Here is a 20,927-nt window from a genome sequence, read left to right as displayed (position 1 = left end):
ATTAGAGATCGGCCATCCGGCGCAGGCCCACCAGCCGGTCGCCGACGACGAGCACGGCGGCGGCGAGCAGGATCAAGAGCGCGGAGATCGCCGCGATCGTCGGATCAGGGCTTTCCTCGACATATTGCAGCATCTGGATGGGCAAGGTCTTGGTCCAGGCGTCGGTGAAGAAGATCGAGATCGGATAATTGTCCATCGACGCCAGGAAAGCGAACATTCCCGAAGTCAAGAAGGCCGGCGCCAGCGAGGGCACCAGCACCTTCAGCACGGCCTTCGGATAGGACAGCCCGAGCGTGCGGGCGGCGTCGATCAGCGTGAAGTCGAACAGCGACAGCGCCGCATAGACGGTGCGCACCACGTAAGGCAGCGTGATCACGACATGGGCCAGGATCAGGCTCAGCCAAACGTCGCGCAGGCCCGCCGCCCGGAAGCTCTCCAGCATCGCGATGCCGATAACGAGGCCCGGCAGCATCAGCGGCGAGACCAGGAAGGTGACGATGCCGTCGCGCCCGCGGAACTGGCCGCGCAGCAGGCCGATGGCGCAGAGCGTGCCGAGCCCGAGCGCGATCGCGGTGGACAGCGCCGCGAGTTGCACCGAGGTCGCGACCACCGGCCAGAGCTCGCGCGAACGGCCTAGCGCCTGGTACCAGCGCAGCGACCAGCTCGGCGCCGGCAGCGTGAAGACGGCGCTCGATCCGAACGACACCAGCACGGTGACGACGAGTGGCGTCAGCAGGAAGACCACCGTGAAGGCGGCCAGCGTCCAGACGACGGCCGAGGCGATGCGCTCGATGGCCGTCACGACGCGCCTCCCAGCCGTTTCGAGAGCGCGGCGCTGCCGACCACGACCGCGACCGTCAGCACGAGCAGGACAACCGCCGTTGTCGATCCCAGCTGCTCGTTGCGCATGAACAGGAAGGAGCGTCCCGTCAGCGTCGCCAGCGTCTGGAAACGGTCGCCGATCAGCAGGTTGGGAATGACATACATAGAGGCCGCCATCGAGAAGACGAAGGCGATCCCGGTGACGATGCCCGGCAGCGAGAGGGGCAGCGCGACCTTGAAGAAGCGGTAGAGCGGCGAAGCGCCGAGCGTCGCCGCTGCCTCGCCGAGCCGCGGATCGACCAGCTTCAGGACCGAATAGATCGGCAGGATCATGAAGGGCACGAAGACATTCGCCGCACCGATCACGAGGCCGGCTTCGGTGAAGAGCAGGCGCTGCGGCTCGCTCCACAGGCCCAGGCCCGTCATCAGTTGCGAGACCACGCCGTCGCGCCGCAGCACGATCTGCCAGGCGAAGGCCTTGACCACGACGCCGACCGAGAGCGGCAGGATGATCGCCACCAGAATCAGCGCCTGCGCCAGCCCGCTCGCCCGCGCCAGAGCGAGAGCCGTCGGGTAACCGATCAGCAGGCAGACCAGCGTGACGAGAACGGCGATGCGCAGCGTGTTGCCGATCACCGTCCAGCTGAAGGGATCGGACAGAAACCCGATGAACGGCGCCAGCGAGGGCACGCCGCCGACCAAAATGCTGCGGCCGAGCAGCATCATCAGCGGCACGCCATAGACGATGGCGAGATAGAGCACCGCCGGCAGGGCCAGCAGCAGCACGGGATCGAGGCGTCGCGACGCGTTCATGCCGCTTCTGCCGGCGCCGGGTAGACCAGCGTGTCGTCGATCGCCCAGGACATCTTCAGCGACGTCCCGGGGCCCGCCGCAGCCGGAAGGGCCGGCGTCTCGACCAGGATCTGCCCGTCGGGCGGGGCCTGGAAATGCAACTGGACCCGCGCGCCCTGGAAGGCGGCGTCCGCGAGTGGCGCCTCGATCCGGTTGGCGCCGCCATGGTCGAGCGCGATGCGCTCCGGCCTAACCCCGAGCAGGACCGGACTGCCAGGCAGGAAGTTGCCCGGGCCGCGCAGCGGGCCGGCCTGCGTCGCGATGGTGACGATGCCGTCGGTGGAGTCGGTCACCGTGCCGGGCAGCCGTGTCGACAGCCCGACGAAGCCCAGCGCGAACGGCGTCGCCGGCTTGGCATAGATCGCGGCCGGCGTATCGAGCTGCTCGATCCGGCCGCGATGCATCACCGCGATCCGGTCCGACATCGTCAGCGCCTCGTCCTGATCATGCGTGACGAAGATCGCGGTGGTGCCGACCTCGCGCAGCAGGCGCTTCAGGTCGATCTGCATGGTCTCGCGCAGCTTGCGGTCGAGCGCCGAGAAGGGCTCGTCGAGCAGCAAAAGCTTCGGCCCGACGACGAGCGCGCGCGCCACCGCCACGCGCTGCTGCTGGCCGCCCGACAACGCCTTGATCGAGCGGTCGGCATAGGCGCCCATCTGGACGAGGTCGAGAAACCGCGCCACCGCGGGCGCGATCTCGGCCGATGGCGCACCGCGCGCCTTCAGGCCGAAGGCGACGTTTTCCGCCACGCTCAGATGCGGAAACAGCGCATAGCTCTGGAACACGACGCTGACGTCGCGCCGGTGTGGCGGCAGCCGGGTGATGTCCTGCCCGTCGAGCGCGACGCGGCCCTGGTCGGGCCGCATCAGCCCGGCCACGATCCGCAGCAGCGTAGTCTTGCCGCAGCCCGAGGGGCCCAGCAGCGAGACAAACTCGCCGCGGGCCATCGACAGGTCGACTCCATCGAGCACGGTGGCGGCGCCGAAGGTCTTGGCCGCTCCCGCGACGGACAGGAAACCCTGGCTCATGCTCAGATCGCCATCTCGCGATCCCAGCGCTTGATCCAGTCGCCGCGCTGCGCCGCGACATTGGCCCAGTCGATCTGGTGGATCTTCACGTCGGCGCCGAGGCCTTCGGGCTTCGGCACGGCCTTGTTGGTGCCGATCGAGAAGGTCGGCCCGGCCAGCTTGTTCTGCAGTTCGGCGCCCAAGAGCTCGTTGACATAGGCGAAGGCGAGCTCCTGCTGCGGCGAGCCCTTCACGACCGCGATGCCAGACGGCATGGCGAAGACGCCTTCCTTGGGCGCGGAGAGATCGATCGGCGCCCCGGCCGCCTTGCGCTCCAGCGCATAGGAGGACATCGCCGGCCCGATCATCCAGGCCTCGCCCTGCTCGAGCAGATTGAAGGCCTGCGGCTGCTGCGTGTAGATCGTCAGCAGGTTGGGCTTCAGCGAAGCGAGCTTCTTGAAGCCGGCGTCGGTGTCCTTCTGGACGCTCTCCATCGTGCCGCCGGCGAGCAGGCCGGCGACGAAGAGCGAGGGCAGGCCTTCGGTGTTCTGCAGCGAGGGGATGACGATGCGGCCCTTGTATTTCGGCTCGAACATCTCGGCCCAGGAGGAGGGCGCGGTCTTCATCGCGGTCTTGCTGTAGGCGACGCCGAGCCAGGGCTGCAGATAATTGGCCCACATGCCGTCCATATGGGTCGAGCCCGGCAGGAGGTCGGCCATATTCGGCGCCTTGGCCGGGGTCAGCGGCTCCAGCAGGCCCTCCTTGACCGCCAGGATCATGACCGGATCGTCCATCTGGACGACGGACATGTAGGGCTTGTCCTTGTTCTTCTGCATCTTCTCGAGGTTCACCAGCGAGCGGGTGCCCTCGAAGATCACCTTGCAGTTGTACTTCTTCTCGAACATGGGCACGACGGTCTGCTCGACCCAGGGCTTGTGCCCGGCGGCGCCGCCGACCACGAGTTCCTTCGTCTGGGCCCGCAGCACGGACGGGGCGGCGATCAGCGCCGTGGCGCCGAGGCCCGCCCTGAGGAGTGCGCGGCGGTTCGGCTTGCCTGCGGACAGCATATCCATGGTCGGACCTCTCGAATGCGGCGCGCTCCCGACGGCGCGAACGAGAGGACAGGTCAGCAACCGTCGTGCCAAGTGCGGGATACAGTGGAGGGGCGCGAATAAAAGCAATGATATCAGTATTGTAGGCGCGGCAGCGGAATCGATCTCTGTGCCCCGGTTGAGCACGTTGCGAGCGGCATCGGCGTGATTTTTGTGCACAATCGCTATTCGAATGTGCATAAAAATCGGCCCGGTCGATGCTAGGATGGACCGATGGCGGGCGGTAGGTTCGCGGGCGGAGCAATGATGTCGAGACGGGCGGCATGAACGAGGCGGCGGTTCACGCGATCCTCTCGCGCCTGCTCCTGGCGGGTGGCCTGCCGGGCGGCACCAAGCTGGGCGAGCATCGTCTCGCCGAGCTCTTCGGCGTCAGCCGCGAGCGCATCCGCAAGGTGCTGCACCGGCTGGGTCACGAGCGGCTGCTGGAGATCGTCAGGAATCGCGGCGCCTTCACCATCGAGCCGGATCTGCGCGAGGGCCGGGTTGTCTACGAGGCCCGCCGCATCCTCGAGAGCGGCATGGTCGCCCATCTCGCCGACCATCTGACAGAGGCGCAGATCGAGCGGCTGCGCGAGCATGTCGATGCGGAGGCCGACGCCCTGCGCCGCGGCGACCAGGCAACATGGCAGAAGCTCTCGGCCGAATTCCATTTCCTGCTGGCGGAGATGATCCGCAACCCCATCGTCCAGCGCCAGGCCCATGAGCTGATCGGCCGGACGATCATGCTGGTGAAGCGCTACGAGACGACGCTGGGCTCGGCCTGCGGCTGCGAGGAGCACCGGCTGATCTTCAAGGCGCTGGCGGGCCGCGAGCGTGGCAGGGCGGTCAAGGCGATGAGCAGCCATCTCTCGCTGGTCGAGACGCGGCTGCGCCCGATCGCCTGTGACGATGCCGGCCCCTCGCTGGAGACGCTTCTGGAAGAGGCCATCGCCGTCTTCCGCTCCGAGCAGGGGCAGGGCGAGGGCGCGAGCCCCCGCTTTGAGGCGCCCGCGGCGCCGGCCCCGCGCTGAGCGCGCGGTCACGATGCGCTCCGTGCGACGCTCACGTGATTGCGCAGCCGGGCGGCGCGCCTATCTCCCATCCACCCGGCGCCCATGAGCGGCACCGGCTCAGCACCGGAGCCCGCCATGGCAGACCTCTCCGCCTTCCCGATCACGCAGCGCTGGCCGGCCCAGCACCCCGACCGCATCCAGCTCTATTCGCTGCCGACCCCCAACGGCGTGAAGGTCTCGATCGCGCTGGAGGAACTCGGCCTTCCCTATGAGCCGCACACCATCAATATCGGCCAGAACGAGACCTGGGGGCCGGAGTTCCTGTCGCTCAATCCCAACGGCAAGATCCCCGCGATCATCGATCCGGACGGTCCGGGCGGAAAGCCCTTCGCTCTGTGGGAATCGGGCGCGATCCTGATTTATCTCGCCGAGAAGACCGGCAAGCTGCTGCCCACCGATCCCGCCGCCCGCTACGAGACGATCCAGTGGGTGATGTTCCAGATGGCCGCCGTCGGCCCGATGTTCGGCCAGCTCGGCTTCTTCCACAAATTCGCCGGCAAGGACTACGAGGACAAGCGTCCCCGCGACCGCTACGCCGCCGAGAGCAAGCGTTTGCTCGGCGTGCTGGAGACAAGGCTGACCGGCCGTAACTGGATCATGGGCGACGACTACACCATCGCCGACATCGCCCTGCTCGGCTGGGTGCGAAACCTCGTCGGCTTCTATGGCGCGGGCGAACTGGTGGACTATGCGAGCCTGAAGGCCGTGCCGGCCTGGCTCGAGCGCGGCCTCGCGCGGCCGGCGGTCCAGCGTGGGCTCGAAATCCCCAAGCGGCCGGCGTAAGGGCGAGCGGCATGGCCATCACCATCTACGGGATCAAGAACTGCGACACGATGAAGAAGGCGCGCGCCTGGCTCGACGGGAAGGGCGTCGCGCATGCCTTTCACGACTACAAGGCGAGCGGCATCGACCGCGACTCGCTCGCCCGCTGGGTTGGCGAGCATGGCTGGGAAACGGTGCTGAACCGCGCCGGCACGACCTTCCGCGCGCTGCCGGAGGTCGACAGGCAGGGCCTCGACGCCGACAGGGCGATCGCGCTGATGCTGGCCCAGCCGTCGATGATCAAGCGCCCGGTTCTCGACCTGGGCGACCGCACGATCGTTGGCTTCAAGCCAGAGATCTATGAGGCGGCGCTGGCGAAGGCCTGATGCCGCTCCGGCGCGGGCCGCTCTTCCCTAATGGCCCGCGCTCCTCTACCTCGCTGCGCATGAGCGACAAGCACCCCATCCTGCCGGCCGCTGCGCCTGCGGCGACAGAATTCGGTTTCCATCTCCAAGCCCGCGACGGCGCCGCCCGCACCGGCGAGATCCGCATGCCGCGCGGCATCATCCGCACGCCAGCTTTCATGCCGGTGGGGACGGCCGCGACCGTCAAGGGGATGTATCCTGACCAGGTCAGGGCTCTGGGCGCCGATGTCGTGCTCGGCAATACCTATCACCTGATGCTGCGGCCCGGCGCCGAGCGCATCGCCGGGCTCGGCGGCCTGCACCGCTTCATGAACTGGCCACACCCAATCCTGACCGATTCCGGCGGCTTTCAGGTGATGTCGCTCGCCAATCTGCGCAAGCTGACCGAGGAGGGCGTCGCCTTCCGCTCCCATATCGACGGCTCGAAGCACATGCTCTCGCCGGAGCGTTCGGTCGAGATCCAGAACCTGCTCGGCTCCGACATCGTGATGCAACTCGACGAATGCGTCTCGCTGCCCTGCGAGGATGCCGTGGCCGAGAAGGCGATGCGCCTGTCGCTGCGCTGGGCGCAGCGCTGCAAGGATGCTTTCGGCCATCATCCCGGCCGGGCGCTCTTCGGCATTGTCCAGGGCGGGGCGGTGCCGCATCTTCGCGTCGAAAGCGCGCGCGAACTCGCGGCGATGGACCTGAAAGGCTATGCCGTCGGCGGTCTGGCGGTCGGCGAGCCGCAGGAGATCATGCTGGCGATGATCGAGACGGTCGAGCCGCATCTGCCGGTCGAGAAGCCGCGCTATCTGATGGGCGTCGGTACGCCCGACGACATCGTCGAGGCGGTGCGCCGCGGCATCGACATGTTCGACTGCGTGATGCCGACGCGGGCCGGCCGCCACGGCCAGATCTTCACCCGCTTCGGACGGATGAACCTGAAGAACGCCAAGCACGCCGACGATCCGCGTCCCGTCGACGAGGGCTCCTCCTGCCCGGCCGCGAACGGCTGGTCGCGCGCCTATCTCCACCACCTCGTCAAGGCGGAGGAGATGCTCGGCAAGATGCTGCTGACCTGGATCAACCTGGCCTATTACCAGGAGCTGATGGCCGGCCTTCGTGCCGCCATCTCCGAAGGGCGGCTGGAGGACTTCGTCGCGCAGACCAAGGAAGGCTGGGCGAGGGGCGACATCCCCGCCGCGCCGTGATCGACCCCTGGTTCCTGATGCTGGCGGCGAAGATGGCGACCGCCGCCGCCATCGTCGTCGGCTGCTCGCTTCTGGCCGAGCGCAGCGGACCCTTGATCGCAGCCCTGATCGCGACACTGCCAATCTCGGCCGGGCCGGTCCTGGTCTTCCTCGCGCTCGAGCACGACGCGGCCTTCATCGGCGAGAGCGCGCTCGGGGCCATGACCTCCAACATCGCCAATGCCGGGCTGAGCTGCGCTTATGTGCTGCTGGCACAGCGCTTCGGCACGGTGCTCAGCCTGGCCGCCGCGCTGGCGGCCTGGGTCGCGACGCTGCTGCTGATGCGCGGGCTCGATCTCTCGTTCCCGGTGATGACGGTCGCCACCATCGTCATCTATGGCGGGCTCCACCGGTTATTCCGGCCCTACCTCGCCGCGCGCCCTGACCGGCCGCCCGGCCGGCCGTGGTATCTGATCCCGATGCGGGCCGGCTTCGTCGCCGTTCTCGCCGGCACGGTGACGACGGTCAGCGCCCATGTCGGACCAGACTGGTCGGGTTCTCTCGCGGCCCTGCCGGTGGTTCTCAGCAGCATGATCGCGATGCTGCAGCCCCGTATCGGCGGCCCCGCCACGGCCGCCGTCCTCGCCAATGGCGCGCTCCCGCTGATCGGCTTTGGCCTCGCGCTGGCGGCGCTGCATCTGGCGGCCGTCCCGCTCGGGTCAGCCGCCGCGCTCAGCCTCGCGCTGGCCATTGCCGTCGGCTGGAATCTCGGCGTGATGCAGCTAAGCCGCCGGGCGGGGTGAGCGCCGCCAGGAGGCCACGAACAGGCCCGCGATGATCAGGCCGATGCCGGCAACCTGCAGCCCGCTCGGGATCTCGCCCAGCACGGGGATGGCGAGCAGCGTGCCGATGATCGGGATTGTCGGCGGGAAGCGCCCAGCCGCCGCCGGACCCATGCGCCGGGCCGCGACGCTCCAGAGCCACAGGCCAAGAATGACGTTCAGCACGCCCTGATTGATCCCGTGCAGGACGATGACCCACCACGGCGCCACGTCAAAGCCGCGGAAGAAGAACAGCGCGTAGAACGGCAGATAGGCCATCGACAGCACCGCGACGACGCTGGTCGCCTTCAGCGGGTCGAGCCGCCAGAGCTGGACCAAGAGCGGATACATCCCCCAGATCAGCCCGACGCCGACGAAGCAGAGATCGCCGAACAGGATCGACGGGTTGGTATGCGTCGTGCCGGCGACGCCGAGGCAGGCCAGCCCGAGCAGCACCGCCACGATACCGAGGACGAGCTGGCGCGTGATGATCGCACCGAACAGCGCGACGCTGCCGATGATCGAGATCACCGTCACGAGACCGGGCCCGATCGTCGCGCCATGAGCGGCCGGCGCATAGGTCACGCCGGTCAGCAGCAGATAGCTCATCGGGAAGCCGCTCATCACCGCGAGCAGCACGCCGCGCCCCCAGCCGATTCCGTTGCAGCTCTTCACGCCGCCGGCGAGGAAACCCGGCAGCAGCAGCAGGCCCGCGATGCCGAAGCGCAGGGCGAGGAGATCATGCGAGGTCAGGCCGTTGAGCACGGCATGCCGGCTGATCACGAAATTCGAACCGAAGATCAGCATGGCCAGCACCATGCCGGCAAAGGCCAGCCGCCACAGGCGCCGGTCGCGCATCCGGGCGGCTTCCGACAGGGGCGCAGTCTGGTGCATCAGCCGGTATCGCCCGTTTCGGGCCAACCGCGATAGCGCTTGGGCCGCATGGCCCCCGCGCGAAATCCGCGCTGCTGCGTCCCCGGCGCATGGGTCGGGAAACAATCGGAGACGAAACGCCGCAATTGCTCCCCGCTTCGGCCCCGCGGGTGCCGGGCGTCGGAGGTCTTGTGGATGCGTTCACGGAGGAAAGTCGGACATGACGGGTTCTGTCTTCACGGCCACGGCCAAATTTCTGCGTGGTGTCGGCACCCAGGCGACTGTCTCGGTCGCTGCCTCGGCGCTGGCGGCGGCCGTGCTCGCTTTGCCGTCAGGCATGCCACTGCCCTTCTTCGGCGCCTCCGCCCAGACGGAGACGGCGGCTGCGCGGCAGGAGCGCTGGGTCTCGCCCGTGGCGTCCGATGGCAAGATCCGCGAGCGCCACCAGGATGCGGCGGGAAGCGAGCCGCCGCTGCGGGCGTCGCAGGGGCTGATCAGCCCGGCGGCCATCGTGATGCCGATGTCGCTCGACTGGAAGCTGCCCGCGACCGAAATCGCCGTCTTGCGGCAGGAGCGGCAGGAGCGGCAGGAGCGGTCGGTGGCTGCCGAGCCGCGGGCCCATCTCGTGCAGGCGCAGGCCGCGGCGACGGTCCAGCCGTCTCCGCCGCGTCGCCCCGTCATCGAGCGGGCGGTGGTGACCGCGGAGGCCATTCCGCTCCAGATCGCGCCGGCCGTTCAGGCGGCTGCTGTCGAAGGCGGCACGCCGTCCCCGTCGCAATTGCGGGTTCTCGGCGTGGCGATGCCCACCCCGGTCGCCCGCGTCGGCGACGCGATGTCCGGGGCGGTCGGTGTCGTCGGCGCGGCGGGCATCTGGACGCTGTCGCGCGCCTCCAGCCTGCTGCCGCGCCTGTGAGGGCTCAGGCCAGGGCCTTCAGCGCGCTGCGGCCGGCATAGATCGCCTGGGCGCCGAGCTCCTCCTCGATCCGGAGCAGCTGGTTGTACTTGGCGGTCCGGTCGGATCGGGCCAGCGAGCCGGTCTTGATCTGCCCGCAATTCGTCGCGACCGAGAGGTCGGCGATGGTCGAATCCTCGGTCTCGCCCGAGCGGTGGGACATCACGGCGGTGTAGCCGGCGCGCTGCGCCATCTCGACGGCCGCCAGCGTCTCGGTCAGCGAGCCGATCTGGTTGACCTTGACCAGGATCGAGTTGGCCGTCTTGCCCTTGATGCCCTGCGACAGGCGCGTGACGTTGGTGACGAAGAGATCGTCGCCGACGAGCTGGCACTTCGCGCCGACGAGATCGGTCAGCGCCTTCCAGCCCTCCCAGTCGTCCTCCGACATGCCGTCCTCGATCGAGACGATCGGATAGCTGCCGACGAGCTTGGCGAGATACTTCGCCTGCGCCTTGGGATCACGCGTCTTGCGCTCGCCCTCATAGACGTAAGAGCCGTCCTTGAAGAACTCGGTCGCGGCGCAGTCGAGCGCCAGCGCGATGTCCTCGCCGGGCTTGTAGCCGGCGGCCTCGATCGCGGACATGACGAAGTCGAGCGCGGCTTCCGCCGACTTGATGTTGGGGGCGAAGCCGCCCTCGTCGCCGACATTGGTGTTGTGGCCGGCGTCGTGCAGCTTCTTCTTCAGCGTGTGGAAGATCTCCGAACCCATCCGAAGCCCCTCCGAGAAGGAGGGCGCGCCGATCGGCATGATCATGAATTCCTGGAAGTCGATCGGGTTGTCGGCATGGGCGCCGCCATTGACGATGTTCATCATCGGCACGGGCAGGACGCGGGCCGAGGTGCCGCCGACATAGCGGTAGAGCGGCAGGCCGGCCGCCTCGGCCGCGGCCTTGGCGACGGCCAGCGAGACGCCGAGGATGGCGTTGGCGCCGAGCTTGCTCTTGTTGGGCGTGCCGTCGAGCGCGATCATCGCCTCGTCGATGGCGACCTGGTCTTCAGCGTCCATGGCGACGAGCTGCTCGGCGATGGCGACGTTGACCGCCTCGACCGCCTTGAGCACGCCCTTGCCGAGATAGCGGCTCTTGTCGCCGTCGCGCAGTTCGACAGCCTCGTGCTTGCCGGTCGATGCGCCTGACGGCACCGCGGCACGGCCCATCGAGCCGTCTTCCAGCACGACATCGACCTCGACCGTCGGGTTGCCGCGGGAATCGAGGATCTGGCGGCCGATGATGTCGATGATTGCTGTCATGGAAGGGCTCCGTGGCGGGCACTGGAAAGGGCGTCGGCCGTGCTTCTAGCCAAGCGGCAGCCCTGCGGGAAGCCCCGACAGCCCAGCTGCGCGTCGCGCGACCCCCTGACTGTCCCAGCCATGAGCGGTCCGCCGCTTGCGGTCCTGGCGATGCCGACAGCGGCGCTGTTCCATCGGGAGACGACAATGTTCCAGATCTGGTCCGACAACCAAAGGCCCTCGCGAGTCACCGTCCTGGCCTGCGTCGCCGTCACGGTCCTCTACTGGGCCGGCCTGTGCCTCGTCGCCGGCCGTCCGATCTGGTTCTGGTGAGGGCTGCGGCACCGGCGCCCGCGAAAACCGGTTCCCACCCGGCCTGACCTTGCTCTAGAAGGCGGCCAACCTCAGGAGCCTTCCATGTCCCTCGATGCCGCGACCCTGCAACTCGGGCAGCAGACCGGTCTGCCCGCCTCGCCGGAGGAGGCACGCCTCGACCGCGTGCCCAATCCCCATGCCGGGACCTCCTATCTGGCGCGCTTCACCTGCCCGGAATTCACCTCGATCTGCCCGGTCACCGGCCAGCCCGATTTCGGCATCCTGGTGATCGACTATCTGCCGGGGAAATGGCTCGTCGAGTCGAAGTCGCTGAAGCTTTATCTCGGCGCCTTCCGCAATCACGGCGCCTTCCATGAGGATTGCACCGTCGGCATCGGCAAGACGCTGGTCGAGCTGCTGGAGCCGGAATGGTTCCGTATCGGTGGCTATTGGTATCCCCGCGGCGGCATCCCGATCGACGTCTTCTGGCAGACCGGCGAGCCGCCCAAGGGCCTCTGGCTGCCTGACCAGGGCGTCGCGCCCTATCGCGGGCGCTGATAGCCCGGCCGGGCGGCCGGGCTATCAGGTCTCACTGCGACAGGCGCAGGCTGGTCAGCGACTGGCCGATCGACTGGAAGGCGGCGGAGAGCGCAGCCGAGTCCGTCGCGTCATAGTAGTTGGCCGAGTTGCTGGCGCAGCCCTGCAGCATGGTCTTGGCCGCCACGTCGGTCACCGCGAAGGCGACGGTGAACACCTCGATCTTCTTCGACTTGGCGTATTCGCAGATCTTCGACGTATCGAGATTGGTGGTCGTGACGTCGCCATTGTTGCGCACGGCCTGGTGGGTGCCGTCCGAATTGCGGAAATAGAGCGTGTTGGCACCGTCCGTCATCAACACCAGCGCCTTGCGCGGCATCTTGTTGGCCGGGTCGTAGGTCTTGCCCTCGGCGAAGGGGGCCGTCGGCGAGAGCACGTTGACACCCCAGATCAGGCCCCCGGGGATGTAGGTCGAGGGCTTGTAGCCGCCGATATTGATGATCAGGTTGTCGATCGCGCTCGTCAGCACGGTCTTGTCCGAGGTCAGCGGCACGATCGGGTTCAGGCACTGCTGGCTGGTGCCGAGGAAGCCCGGATAGGGCGAGGTCGGCTCGCTGTCGTTCAGGCGCAGCTCGCCGGTCTTCCGCGAGCGGACGCAGCCATACCATTTGTAGTTGGTCACCGTCGTCGTCGTCTTCTCGGGCGTCCCGCCGCTGCAGGACTGATAGGGCGTGACCGGGACGGTCGTGCAGGTCTGCGGCGTGCAGTCATAGGTCGTGACGACGCCGTCGGTGGTCGAGGTGCAGGTCTTGGGGGCTCCCTTGGTGCAGACCTGCTTCGTCGAGACGGTCGTGCAGGTGTAGGGCACGGCGGGCGTCGTGGTCGTCTTCGTCGTCGAATAGTCGTCCGGGACCGACACCCACGATTCCTTGCGGTTGCCCACGCCGACATTGACGTAGTCGGCGAAGGGCACGATGCCGATCTTCACATTGGTGCCGCCCTGGGTGAGGATCGTGTTGATCAGGTTCTTGGCAGCCGATTTCAGCACCGTGATCTTGGAGCCGCCGGCACCGGCGCTCTCCGACATCGACCAGGTGTTGTCGAGCACGAGCGCCATCTCGACCGTGCCGGTGACCTCCTTCACCGCCGCCGAGCGCGAGGTGTAGGCCATCGTCTTGATGCCGGCGATTGACATCAGGGAGGTGTCGAGCGCTCCGCTCGCCTCGACCGAGACGGTGCCCGTCGATTCCTCGAAGCCGAACTTGGTGATCTGGATGTTGTGGCCGTTCAGACCGGCGACGTTGGCATTGAAGAATTTGTTCGCCGCCGCCTGCATGGTGGCAGAGTCCTTGCTGGGCAAGCGGGCGGCTGCGAGCGCGGCCGAGTCCGTCGCCGCCTGGAGCGAGGTATGCTCCTTGGCCAGCCGGCCGTAGTCGATCACGGCGCCGGCCAGACAGACCAGGGCGACGCCGGCAAAGGCGAACAGGGCGAGGGTGGCGCCCGATTCTTGGCGCCCGAAGCGGCGGGCGAGCCGCAGAAACGTATCCTTCGAGAACTGGCTCATCGCGACATCTCTGTCGGTGCCGGCTCTTGCCCCATCACGGGGTGTCGCAGGCACACGGTTGCTCATCTGAGCCTTACCCTGCTTGCGAGATGTTGAAATTCCGTTCCGTGAACCTCAGAAACCCGGCCATGTCTGGACGTTTTTCGTCCGTCCTGGCCGTGGTTTACGTCCGGCTGCTGGGCACCGGCAGGATCCGCGGCGTCATGTAGCCGAACAGCGCGATGGCCACCGCGAAGAGCAGGATCGCCGCGGGGGCCCCCAGCGCATGCATCGCCGCCCCCATCACGAGGGGGCCCGTCGCCTGCCCGAGGAAGAAGCAGCAGGCGAACAGCGCCATGGCCGAGCCGCGTGCGCTGGGGGCCAGTTCCGTGGCCTGAGCCTGGAAGGTGCCGTGCAGCAGGAAGAAGCCGAAGCCCTGCAGCGCGAAGAGCGGGATCGCGCTCCACCAGGGCCAGTCGATGGCGAAGAGGGCGAGGCCGATCGCGCAGATCACACCGCCGGTCCGCGTCATCAGCGTCGGGCCGAGGCGCTCGACGAGTATGCGCGTCATCAGCCCGTAGACCAGGCAGCCGAACCCCATCCCCGCGATGGCGAGCCCGGCTTCACCCGGGCCGACGCCCGAGCGCGTGAACAGGATCGCGGCGACATAGGCCGGGATGCCGAAAAGCAGGATGCCCTCGATCACGACCAGGCCGTAGAGCAGCCTGGTGCGCGGATTGGCGAAGACGATGCGGTAGTTCGCCAGCGCGCCGGCGACGCTTAGCGTCTGGCGCGTAACGTTGCGGCGCGGCTTCAGCACGATCGCCACCAGCACCGCGGCCAGTGCCGCGACGCCCGCCGCGGACAGGAAGGCCGCGCGCCAGCCGGCATGGGTCGCGATCAGCCCCGAACAGGCGGAGCCCGACATCTGCCCGATGATCATCAAGACGAGGAAGCGGCCCAGCGCCACCTGGCGCTCCTGCATCGGCGCGCGGTCGCCGATGGCGGCCATCGCGATCGGGATGATCCCGCCGGAGGCGATGCCGGTCACGCCGCGCACCACCGCCATGATCTCGTAGGATTGCGACAGGGCCGCCACCGTCGAGAACAGGGCGAGCGCCAGCAGGCAGGTCAGGATCGTCCGGATCTTGCCGACCGCATCGGCGACAGGCCCCAGAAAGGGCTGGCCCAGCGCATAGGCGAGCGAAAACCCCGTCACCATCATCACGATCTGCGGCACGCTGCGGCCGAACTCGCCCGCCAGCGTCGGGATCAGCGGATCGATGATCCGCATGGTGAAGGTCGAGGCGAAGCCGCAGGCGCCGAGGACGAGGATCAGCGGGCGAAGCGCGACGGGCGCCGGCGCAGCGGCCGGCGCCGGTGGAGGCGTGTCAGACATAAGCCAGCGTAGGCCTGGCCCGCGCCTTGGCAAGTCGATCGAAGCTTTGCAGCTCTGCGATCAGCGCAGGGAAGGCCGACAGCGGCACCATGTTGGGGCCGTCGCTGGGGGCGCTGTCGGGGTCCTCATGGGTCTCGATGAAGACGCCGGCGACGCCGACAGCGACCGCAGCGCGTGCCAGCACGGGCACGAATTCGCGCTGGCCGCCGGACGACGAGCCCTTGCCGCCGGGCTGCTGCACCGAATGGGTGGCATCGAAGATCACCGGTGCACCGATGGTCTGCGCCATGATCGGCAGCGCGCGCATGTCCGAGATCAGGGTGTTGTAGCCGAAGGAGGCGCCCCGCTCGGTCACCATGACGTTGGGATTGCCGCTCTCGGTGACCTTCGCAGCGACATTGACCATGTCCCAGGGCGCCAGGAACTGCCCCTTCTTGACGTTGACGACGCGCCCCGTGCGGGCCGCAGCGACCAGCAGGTCCGTCTGACGGCACAGGAAGGCGGGGATCTGCAGCACGTCGACGCACTCCGCGACGGCCGCGCACTGGCTCGCCTCGTGGACGTCGGTCAGCACCGGCAGGCCCGTCTGCTCCCGGATCTCGGCGAAGACGGACAGCGCCGCCTCCAGCCCCATCCCGCGCGCGGCCTTGACGCTGGTCCGGTTCGCCTTGTCGAAGGAGGTCTTGAAGATCAGGCCGATCCCGAGCTCCTCGGCGATCTCCTTCAGTGCGAAGGCCATTTCCAGTGCGTGATCGCGGCTTTCCATCTGGCAGGGACCGGCGATCACGGCCAGCGGCAGGGCATTGCCGAAGCGGACGGGCGAGGCCAGGTCGGCTCCCACGGTCACGATGGCGTTGGCGGTCATGATCGGCGTCTCCCGTCCTGTCAGGCGCCGGGCTTATGTCCGTCCGCCCCGGCGGGTCAACCCGCCGCGCCGAGACGCCGCAGTCGCGCGTCTTCCGCTCGAACGCACTGGCGAAGCAGCCGCGAGGTCTGTAAATTCGTTTACGACGCATTATGTCGGGCAGGGCAGGACAGGGATCCATCTTGAGAACGACGGTTGCGAGCACGATGCGGGGGAGGGCTGCCAACGGCGCCGGACACGGTCCCGCTCGGGCTGTCTCCGCCATTCCTGCTGTTTCGATGGCCGACCGGCCGCGCCGCGCGGGCCCCCCCGCCGATGGCGGCCGCGAGGGTGCCGGCACCGCGGTCCTGACCCGGACGCGGACCCGCAAACCCAATCTCTACCGTGTCCTGCTCCTGAACGACGACTACACCCCCATGGAGTTCGTCGTTCACGTCCTCGAACGTTTTTTCCAGAAGGACCGCGCCGCGGCGACGCAGATCATGATGCATGTGCATCAGAACGGCGTCGGCGAGTGTGGTGTCTTCACCTATGAGGTCGCCGAAACCAAGGTGACCCTCGTGATGGACCTTGCGCGCAAGCACATGCATCCGCTCCAATGCGTGATGGAGAAGAAGTAGCGTCTTGAGTCCGCTCGCACCCCTGACATCGGAATAGGAGCGCAATCCGTGCCGAGTTTCTCGCGCAGTCTCGAACAGGCGCTTCACCGGGCTCTGGCGCTCGCAAACGAGCGCCACCATGAATACGCCACCCTGGAACATCTGCTGCTGGCCCTGGTCGACGACCAGGACGCGGCGGCAGTGATGCGCGCCTGCAGCGTCGATCTCGACACGCTGCGGCGCAGCCTCGTCGACTATATCGACGCCGAACTCGCCAATCTGGTGACCGACGGGCGCGACGACTCGAAGCCGACGGCCGGGTTCCAGCGCGTCATCCAGCGCGCCGTCATCCATGTCCAGTCGTCGGGGCGCGAGGAGGTCACCGGCGCCAACGTGCTCGTCGCCATGTTCGCCGAGCGCGAGAGCCACGCCGCCTATTTCCTGCAGGAGCAGGACATGACGCGCTACGACGCGGTCAACTACATCAGCCACGGCATCGCCAAGCGCCCCGGCGCGAGCGAGGCGAGGCCGGTCCGCGGCGTCGAGGAGGAGCCCGAGCAGCAGCGCGATTCGCGCGCCGCCGACCCCGGCAACGACGCCGACAAGGACAAGAAGAAGAAGGAAAGCGCGCTCGACGCCTATTGCGTCAATCTCAACCGCAAGGCCCGCGATGGCCGCATCGATCCGCTGATCGGCCGCGAGGCCGAGGTCCAGCGCACGATCCAGATCCTCTGCCGCCGGCAGAAGAACAACCCGCTGCTGGTTGGCGACCCCGGCGTCGGCAAGACCGCCATCGCCGAGGGGCTCGCACTCAAGATCACCCGCGGCCAGGTGCCCGAGGTGCTGGAGGACGCGACTGTCTTCTCGCTCGACATGGGCACGCTGCTGGCCGGCACCCGCTATCGCGGCGATTTCGAGGAACGCCTCAAGCAGGTGATGAAGGAGATCGAGGCCCACCCCAAGGCGATCATGTTCATCGACGAGATCCACACGGTGATCGGCGCCGGTGCGACCTCGGGCGGCGCCATGGACGCCTCCAACCTGCTCAAGCCGGCACTCGCCTCGGGCAGCCTGCGCTGCATCGGCTCGACCACCTACAAGGAGTACCGCCAGTACTTCGAGAAGGACCGGGCGCTGGTGCGCCGCTTCCAGAAGATAGACGTCAGCGAGCCCTCGATCCCGGACGCCGTCGAGATCCTGAAGGGGCTGAAGCCCTATTTCGAGGAGTTCCACAAGCTCCGCTACACCAACGACGCCATCAAGGCGGCGGTGGAACTGTCTGCGCGCTACATCCATGACCGCAAGCTGCCGGACAAGGCCATCGACGTCATCGACGAGACGGGCGCCTCGCAGATGCTGGTCGCTGAGAACAAGCGCAAGAAGACGATCGGCGTGAAGGAGATCGAGGCGGCCATCGCTACCATGGCCCGCATCCCGGCCAAGACCGTCTCCAAGGACGATGCCGAGGTGCTGCGCAATCTCGAGACCACGCTCAAGCGCACCGTCTATGGCCAGGAGAAGGCGATCGAGGCACTGTCGTCGTCGATCAAGCTGGCCCGTGCCGGCCTGCGCGATGGCGAGAAGCCGATCGGCTGCTATCTGTTCGCCGGCCCCACCGGCGTCGGAAAGACCGAGGTCGCACGCCAGCTCGCGACCTCGCTCGGCGTCGAGCTGATCCGCTTCGACATGTCGGAATACATGGAGCGCCACACCGTCTCGCGGCTGATCGGCGCGCCTCCGGGCTATGTCGGCTTCGACCAGGGCGGGCTCCTGACCGACCAGATCGACCAGCATCCGCACAGCGTGCTGCTGCTCGACGAGATCGAGAAGGCCCATCCCGACCTGTTCAACATCCTTCTGCAGGTGATGGACCACGGCAAGCTGACCGACAACAACGGCAAGCAGGTCGATTTCAGGAACGTCATCCTGATCATGACGACCAATGCCGGCGCCGCCGACATGGCTCGCAACGCCTATGGCTTCACCCGCCAGAAGCGCGAAGGCGACGACACGGAGGCAATCAACAAGCTGTTCGCGCCCGAATTCCGCAACCGGCTCGATTCGGTGGTGTCCTTCGGCCATCTGCCCAAGACGGTCGTCGCGCGCGTCGTCGACAAGTTCGTGCTGCAGCTCGAGGCGCAGCTCGCCGACCGCAACGTCACGATCGAGCTCTCCGACGAGGCCCGCGAATGGCTGGTCGAGAACGGCTATGACGAGGCCATGGGCGCCCGCCCGATGGCCCGCCTGATCCAGCAGACGATCAAGACGCCGCTCGCCGACGAGGTGCTGTTCGGGCGGCTGAAGAACGGCGGCGCAGTCCGCGTCGTCGTCGTGCAGTCGGAGACGGGCATCAAGGTGCTGGGGCTCGAATTCCCCGACGGGCCGGTCAAGCCCAAGCCCGAGAAGGACGTCGCCGCCGCGGCCGAGAAGCGCGAGCGCAAGCCGCGCGCCAAGGCTGCCGCGGCCAAGCCGGCTCCTGCTGCGCCACGCCGCAGCGGGCCCGCCGGCAAGGCGGGCAAGGGTGACGGTGGCGGCAAGGGCGATGGCGGCAAGGGGCCGGAGGCTCCCAAGGCCCAGCGCTCCGTCCGCACCGTCCCGAAGGTCCCGCTGACGAAGGCTTGAGACCGTGTTCTTTAGGCGCAAGACCGATACGCTGCTGGCCCATGCGGCCGAGCCAGCGCCGGAGCAGGCCGCTCCGGCGCGCAAGGAAAAGCTGAGCTGGTTCGAGAAGCGCGACCGGCGTCGCCGCCGTCGCAAGGTGTTCGAGGAGATCCTGGGCTGGATCCTCGTCCCGGCCTTCATCTACCTGATCTATCTCGGGGTTAAGGCGGTCGGCGGTATCCCCAAGGAGATCGTCGACTTCGGCAATGAGCTGCTGGGCATGGTCATGAAGGGCGGCCGCTGAAAGCGCCTGCTCTGTTGCAGCCGGCGCAGGGCTGACTGTCCATCATGAAGGCTCGGTTCGCTCCGCCAGGGACGCTAGAAGAGGTGCCGCGGCACCTCGATCTCGCTTGTGCTCGCTTTTCACTGACCGAACGGGCCGCGAGCTGATCCCACGATGACCGTATCCGCCGAGTGGAGCTGGTGGCGCGTCGCGCTGGCCGGCATGCGCGATGCGCTGTCGCTCCCGGCCTGGGTCGTCGGCTTCGGGCTGATCGGCGTCGGCTCGCTGGCGCGAGATGTCGGCTACCCCGTCGAGGTCGCTGTTCTCTCGACCATGCTGGTCTGGGCCGGCCCCTCGCAGGTCATCTTCTTCGCCTCGATCGCGGCCGGCGCGGCGTGGAGCGCGATCGCGATCGCGGTCGGCTTCGCCTCGCTGCGCTTCCTGCCGATGACGGTCGCCATCCTGCCGCTGCTGCGCCGGCCCGGGCAGGGGGTGGGCATGCAGCTCCTGCTCGCGCATTACGTGGCGGTGACCGCCTGGACGGAAGGGCTGCGCCGGCTGCCGCATGTGCCGCCGCCCCAGCGCGTCGCCTATTTCCTCGGCTTCGCCAACACCTGCATGGCGACGAGCTCGGTCGGCACCTTCCTCGGCTATTATCTGATCGGCGCCCTGCCGATTCCCTTCGCTGCGGGGTTGCTCTGCCTGACGCCGATCTTCTTCCTCGCCTCGCTCACGGCGGGCCTGCGCCATCGGGGTGATGGTGCGGCCATCGTACTCGGCCTCGCGCTCGCGCCGATCTGCGACCGCTTCATCGGCGGTGGCTTCGACCTGATCGTCGCAGGGCTGATCGCGGGCTCGATCGCCTTCGCGCTGCGGCCGAAGAAGGCCGCGCCATGACAGCGACGATCACGCAGCCCATTCCGTGGCTCGACGGCCCGCTCTGGCCCTATCTCGCGCTGGTGCTGTTTGCCGTGCTGCCGACCGAGATCTGGCGCTGGCTCGCGGTGGCCTTCTCGCGACGGATCGACGCCGACTCGCCGGCACTGGAATGGGTGCGGGCGGTGGCGACGGCCCTGCTCGCCGGCATCGTCGCCAAGCTGATCGTGGCGCCGCCCGGCGCGCTGGCCGCTGTGCCGCTCGCCCTTCGGGTTGCGGCGCTGACGGTCACGCTCGCGATCATGCTGTTCGACCGCCGGCGTGTGCTGCTGGCGGTGCTGGCCGGGGAGGCGACGCTGATCGGCGGCGCCTATTGGCTGTTGGCCCCCTGAGCCGGCCGGTCAGAACGCCGTCAGCGCCGACCGGATCTTTTCGGCATTCGCCTTGAGCACATCGGCATCGGCCATGGCGCCGGTATGCGGGCGCATTGCCACGCCGTCATGACGGGGGATGACATGGACATGAAGGTGGAAGACGACCTGACCGCCGGCCGCCTCGTTGAACTGCTGGATCGTCACGCCATCGGCCGCGAAGGCGGCTTTCACCGCGCGCGCCAGCCGCTGCGTCGTCAAAGCCACGGCCTGCAGCGCCTCGGGCGGCGCGTCCAGCACATTGCGGCAGGCGACCTTGGGCAGCACCAGCACATGGCCGTCGGCGCGCGGCATGATGTCCATGATCGCGACCGTCGCCTCGTCCTCATAGACAGTATGGGAAGGCAGTTCGCCGCGCAGGATCCGGGCAAAAACGTTGTCGGTGTCGTAGGCGCTCATG

General features: G+C 67.9%; 23 protein-coding genes. 13 read left to right on the top strand and 10 right to left on the bottom strand.

Annotated features, from left to right (window positions below):
* Position 1: 1 nt before the first annotated feature.
* The 4 genes from ABIE41_RS18325 to ABIE41_RS18310 are packed head-to-tail and all read right to left on the bottom strand — an operon-like array spanning position 2 to position 3,754.
* Positions 2–802, bottom strand: a complete 801-nt coding sequence (locus tag ABIE41_RS18325) for an ABC transporter permease (protein ID WP_192641698.1) — start codon at positions 800–802, stop codon at positions 2–4.
* Entirely contained in the window at positions 799–1,635 is an 837-nt protein-coding gene (locus tag ABIE41_RS18320; protein ID WP_192641697.1) for an ABC transporter permease, read from the bottom strand. The genes ABIE41_RS18325 and ABIE41_RS18320 overlap by 4 nt, the downstream gene beginning before the upstream one ends.
* Positions 1,632–2,702, bottom strand: coding sequence for an ABC transporter ATP-binding protein (locus ABIE41_RS18315; RefSeq protein ID WP_192641696.1), 1,071 nt, complete (start codon positions 2,700–2,702; stop codon positions 1,632–1,634). The genes ABIE41_RS18320 and ABIE41_RS18315 overlap by 4 nt, the downstream gene beginning before the upstream one ends.
* 2 nt (positions 2,703–2,704) lie before the next feature.
* Positions 2,705–3,754: an ABC transporter substrate-binding protein gene (locus tag ABIE41_RS18310; RefSeq protein ID WP_354192737.1), complete on the bottom strand. Its 1,050-nt coding sequence runs from the start codon at positions 3,752–3,754 to the stop codon at positions 2,705–2,707.
* Positions 3,755–4,056: 302 nt separating this feature from the next.
* On the opposite strand from ABIE41_RS18310, the gene ABIE41_RS18305 reads away from it, so the two are divergent.
* The 5 genes from ABIE41_RS18305 (at position 4,057) to ABIE41_RS18285 (ending at position 8,007) form a co-directional block, all read left to right on the top strand.
* Complete coding sequence (locus tag ABIE41_RS18305) at positions 4,057–4,803, top strand: GntR family transcriptional regulator (RefSeq protein ID WP_192641695.1); 747 nt, start codon at positions 4,057–4,059, stop codon at positions 4,801–4,803.
* Between the two features lie 117 nt (positions 4,804–4,920).
* Entirely contained in the window at positions 4,921–5,628 is a 708-nt protein-coding gene (locus ABIE41_RS18300) for a glutathione S-transferase N-terminal domain-containing protein (RefSeq protein WP_192641694.1), read from the top strand.
* A gap of 11 nt (positions 5,629–5,639) precedes the next feature.
* Positions 5,640–5,993: an ArsC family reductase gene (locus ABIE41_RS18295; protein WP_192641693.1), complete on the top strand. Its 354-nt coding sequence runs from the start codon at positions 5,640–5,642 to the stop codon at positions 5,991–5,993.
* 59 nt (positions 5,994–6,052) lie between these two features.
* Positions 6,053–7,225: a tRNA guanosine(34) transglycosylase Tgt gene (gene tgt / locus ABIE41_RS18290; RefSeq protein WP_192642864.1), complete on the top strand. Its 1,173-nt coding sequence runs from the start codon at positions 6,053–6,055 to the stop codon at positions 7,223–7,225.
* Positions 7,222–8,007 (top strand): hypothetical protein, encoded by a 786-nt coding sequence (locus tag ABIE41_RS18285; protein ID WP_354192733.1) that lies wholly within the window; start codon positions 7,222–7,224, stop codon positions 8,005–8,007. Before tgt ends, ABIE41_RS18285 begins: the two co-directional genes overlap by 4 nt.
* On the opposite strand, the gene ABIE41_RS18280 is transcribed toward ABIE41_RS18285, so the two are convergent.
* Positions 7,987–8,919, bottom strand: a complete 933-nt coding sequence (locus ABIE41_RS18280; protein ID WP_192641692.1) for a DMT family transporter — start codon at positions 8,917–8,919, stop codon at positions 7,987–7,989. The two genes, ABIE41_RS18285 and ABIE41_RS18280, sit on opposite strands and share 21 nt — an antisense overlap.
* A 199-nt stretch (positions 8,920–9,118) precedes the next feature.
* On the opposite strand from ABIE41_RS18280, the gene ABIE41_RS18275 reads away from it, so the two are divergent.
* Complete coding sequence (locus ABIE41_RS18275) at positions 9,119–9,811, top strand: hypothetical protein (RefSeq protein WP_192641691.1); 693 nt, start codon at positions 9,119–9,121, stop codon at positions 9,809–9,811.
* A gap of 4 nt (positions 9,812–9,815) precedes the next feature.
* Here the strand turns inward: ABIE41_RS18275 and eno are convergent, their stop codons facing one another.
* Positions 9,816–11,099 carry a phosphopyruvate hydratase gene (gene eno / locus ABIE41_RS18270; RefSeq protein ID WP_192641690.1) on the bottom strand — a complete coding sequence of 428 codons (1,284 nt, stop codon included), beginning with the start codon at positions 11,097–11,099 and terminating at the stop codon, positions 9,816–9,818.
* A 186-nt stretch (positions 11,100–11,285) separates the two neighbouring features.
* Here eno and ABIE41_RS18265 point away from each other — a divergent pair, with 186 nt between their 5' ends.
* Positions 11,286–11,411, top strand: coding sequence for a hypothetical protein (locus tag ABIE41_RS18265; protein WP_354192729.1), 126 nt, complete (start codon positions 11,286–11,288; stop codon positions 11,409–11,411).
* Positions 11,412–11,495: 84 nt separating this feature from the next.
* Positions 11,496–11,951: a preQ(1) synthase gene (gene queF, locus ABIE41_RS18260; protein ID WP_192641689.1), complete on the top strand. Its 456-nt coding sequence runs from the start codon at positions 11,496–11,498 to the stop codon at positions 11,949–11,951.
* 31 nt (positions 11,952–11,982) lie between these two features.
* Here the strand turns inward: queF and ABIE41_RS18255 are convergent, their stop codons facing one another.
* The 3 genes from ABIE41_RS18255 to kdsA all read right to left on the bottom strand — a co-directional run bounded on the left by ABIE41_RS18255 (position 11,983) and on the right by kdsA (position 15,737).
* A complete protein-coding gene (locus ABIE41_RS18255; protein ID WP_192641688.1) occupies positions 11,983–13,494 on the bottom strand; it encodes a vWA domain-containing protein in 1,512 nt (503 codons plus the stop codon).
* A 163-nt stretch (positions 13,495–13,657) separates the two neighbouring features.
* Entirely contained in the window at positions 13,658–14,872 is a 1,215-nt protein-coding gene (locus tag ABIE41_RS18250) for an MFS transporter (RefSeq protein WP_192641687.1), read from the bottom strand.
* Positions 14,865–15,737, bottom strand: coding sequence for a 3-deoxy-8-phosphooctulonate synthase (gene kdsA, locus ABIE41_RS18245; RefSeq protein WP_192641686.1), 873 nt, complete (start codon positions 15,735–15,737; stop codon positions 14,865–14,867). The genes ABIE41_RS18250 and kdsA overlap by 8 nt, the downstream gene beginning before the upstream one ends.
* A gap of 278 nt (positions 15,738–16,015) precedes the next feature.
* On the opposite strand from kdsA, the gene clpS reads away from it, so the two are divergent.
* The 5 genes from clpS to ABIE41_RS18220 all read left to right on the top strand — a co-directional run bounded on the left by clpS (position 16,016) and on the right by ABIE41_RS18220 (position 20,488).
* Entirely contained in the window at positions 16,016–16,357 is a 342-nt protein-coding gene (clpS, locus tag ABIE41_RS18240) for an ATP-dependent Clp protease adapter ClpS (protein ID WP_066716606.1), read from the top strand.
* A gap of 48 nt (positions 16,358–16,405) precedes the next feature.
* Positions 16,406–18,958, top strand: coding sequence for an ATP-dependent Clp protease ATP-binding subunit ClpA (clpA, locus tag ABIE41_RS18235; RefSeq protein ID WP_192641685.1), 2,553 nt, complete (start codon positions 16,406–16,408; stop codon positions 18,956–18,958).
* 4 nt (positions 18,959–18,962) lie between these two features.
* Positions 18,963–19,241, top strand: coding sequence for a hypothetical protein (locus tag ABIE41_RS18230; protein ID WP_192641684.1), 279 nt, complete (start codon positions 18,963–18,965; stop codon positions 19,239–19,241).
* Positions 19,242–19,394: 153 nt separating this feature from the next.
* On the top strand, positions 19,395–20,117 hold the full coding sequence (locus ABIE41_RS18225; RefSeq protein ID WP_192641683.1) for an AzlC family ABC transporter permease: 723 nt from the start codon (positions 19,395–19,397) through the stop codon (positions 20,115–20,117).
* Positions 20,114–20,488: an AzlD domain-containing protein gene (locus tag ABIE41_RS18220; RefSeq protein WP_192641682.1), complete on the top strand. Its 375-nt coding sequence runs from the start codon at positions 20,114–20,116 to the stop codon at positions 20,486–20,488. The genes ABIE41_RS18225 and ABIE41_RS18220 overlap by 4 nt, the downstream gene beginning before the upstream one ends.
* 9 nt (positions 20,489–20,497) lie before the next feature.
* On the opposite strand, the gene ABIE41_RS18215 is transcribed toward ABIE41_RS18220, so the two are convergent.
* On the bottom strand, positions 20,498–20,926 hold the full coding sequence (locus ABIE41_RS18215; protein WP_192641681.1) for an HIT family protein: 429 nt from the start codon (positions 20,924–20,926) through the stop codon (positions 20,498–20,500).
* Between the last annotated feature and the right edge of the window lies 1 nt (position 20,927).

Source organism: Bosea sp. OAE506, from assembly GCF_040546595.1.
Taxonomy (GTDB): Bacteria; Pseudomonadota; Alphaproteobacteria; order Rhizobiales; family Beijerinckiaceae; genus Allobosea.
Note: the sequence above shows the minus strand (reverse complement) of the source record. Positions and strands in the feature narration are given on the sequence as shown.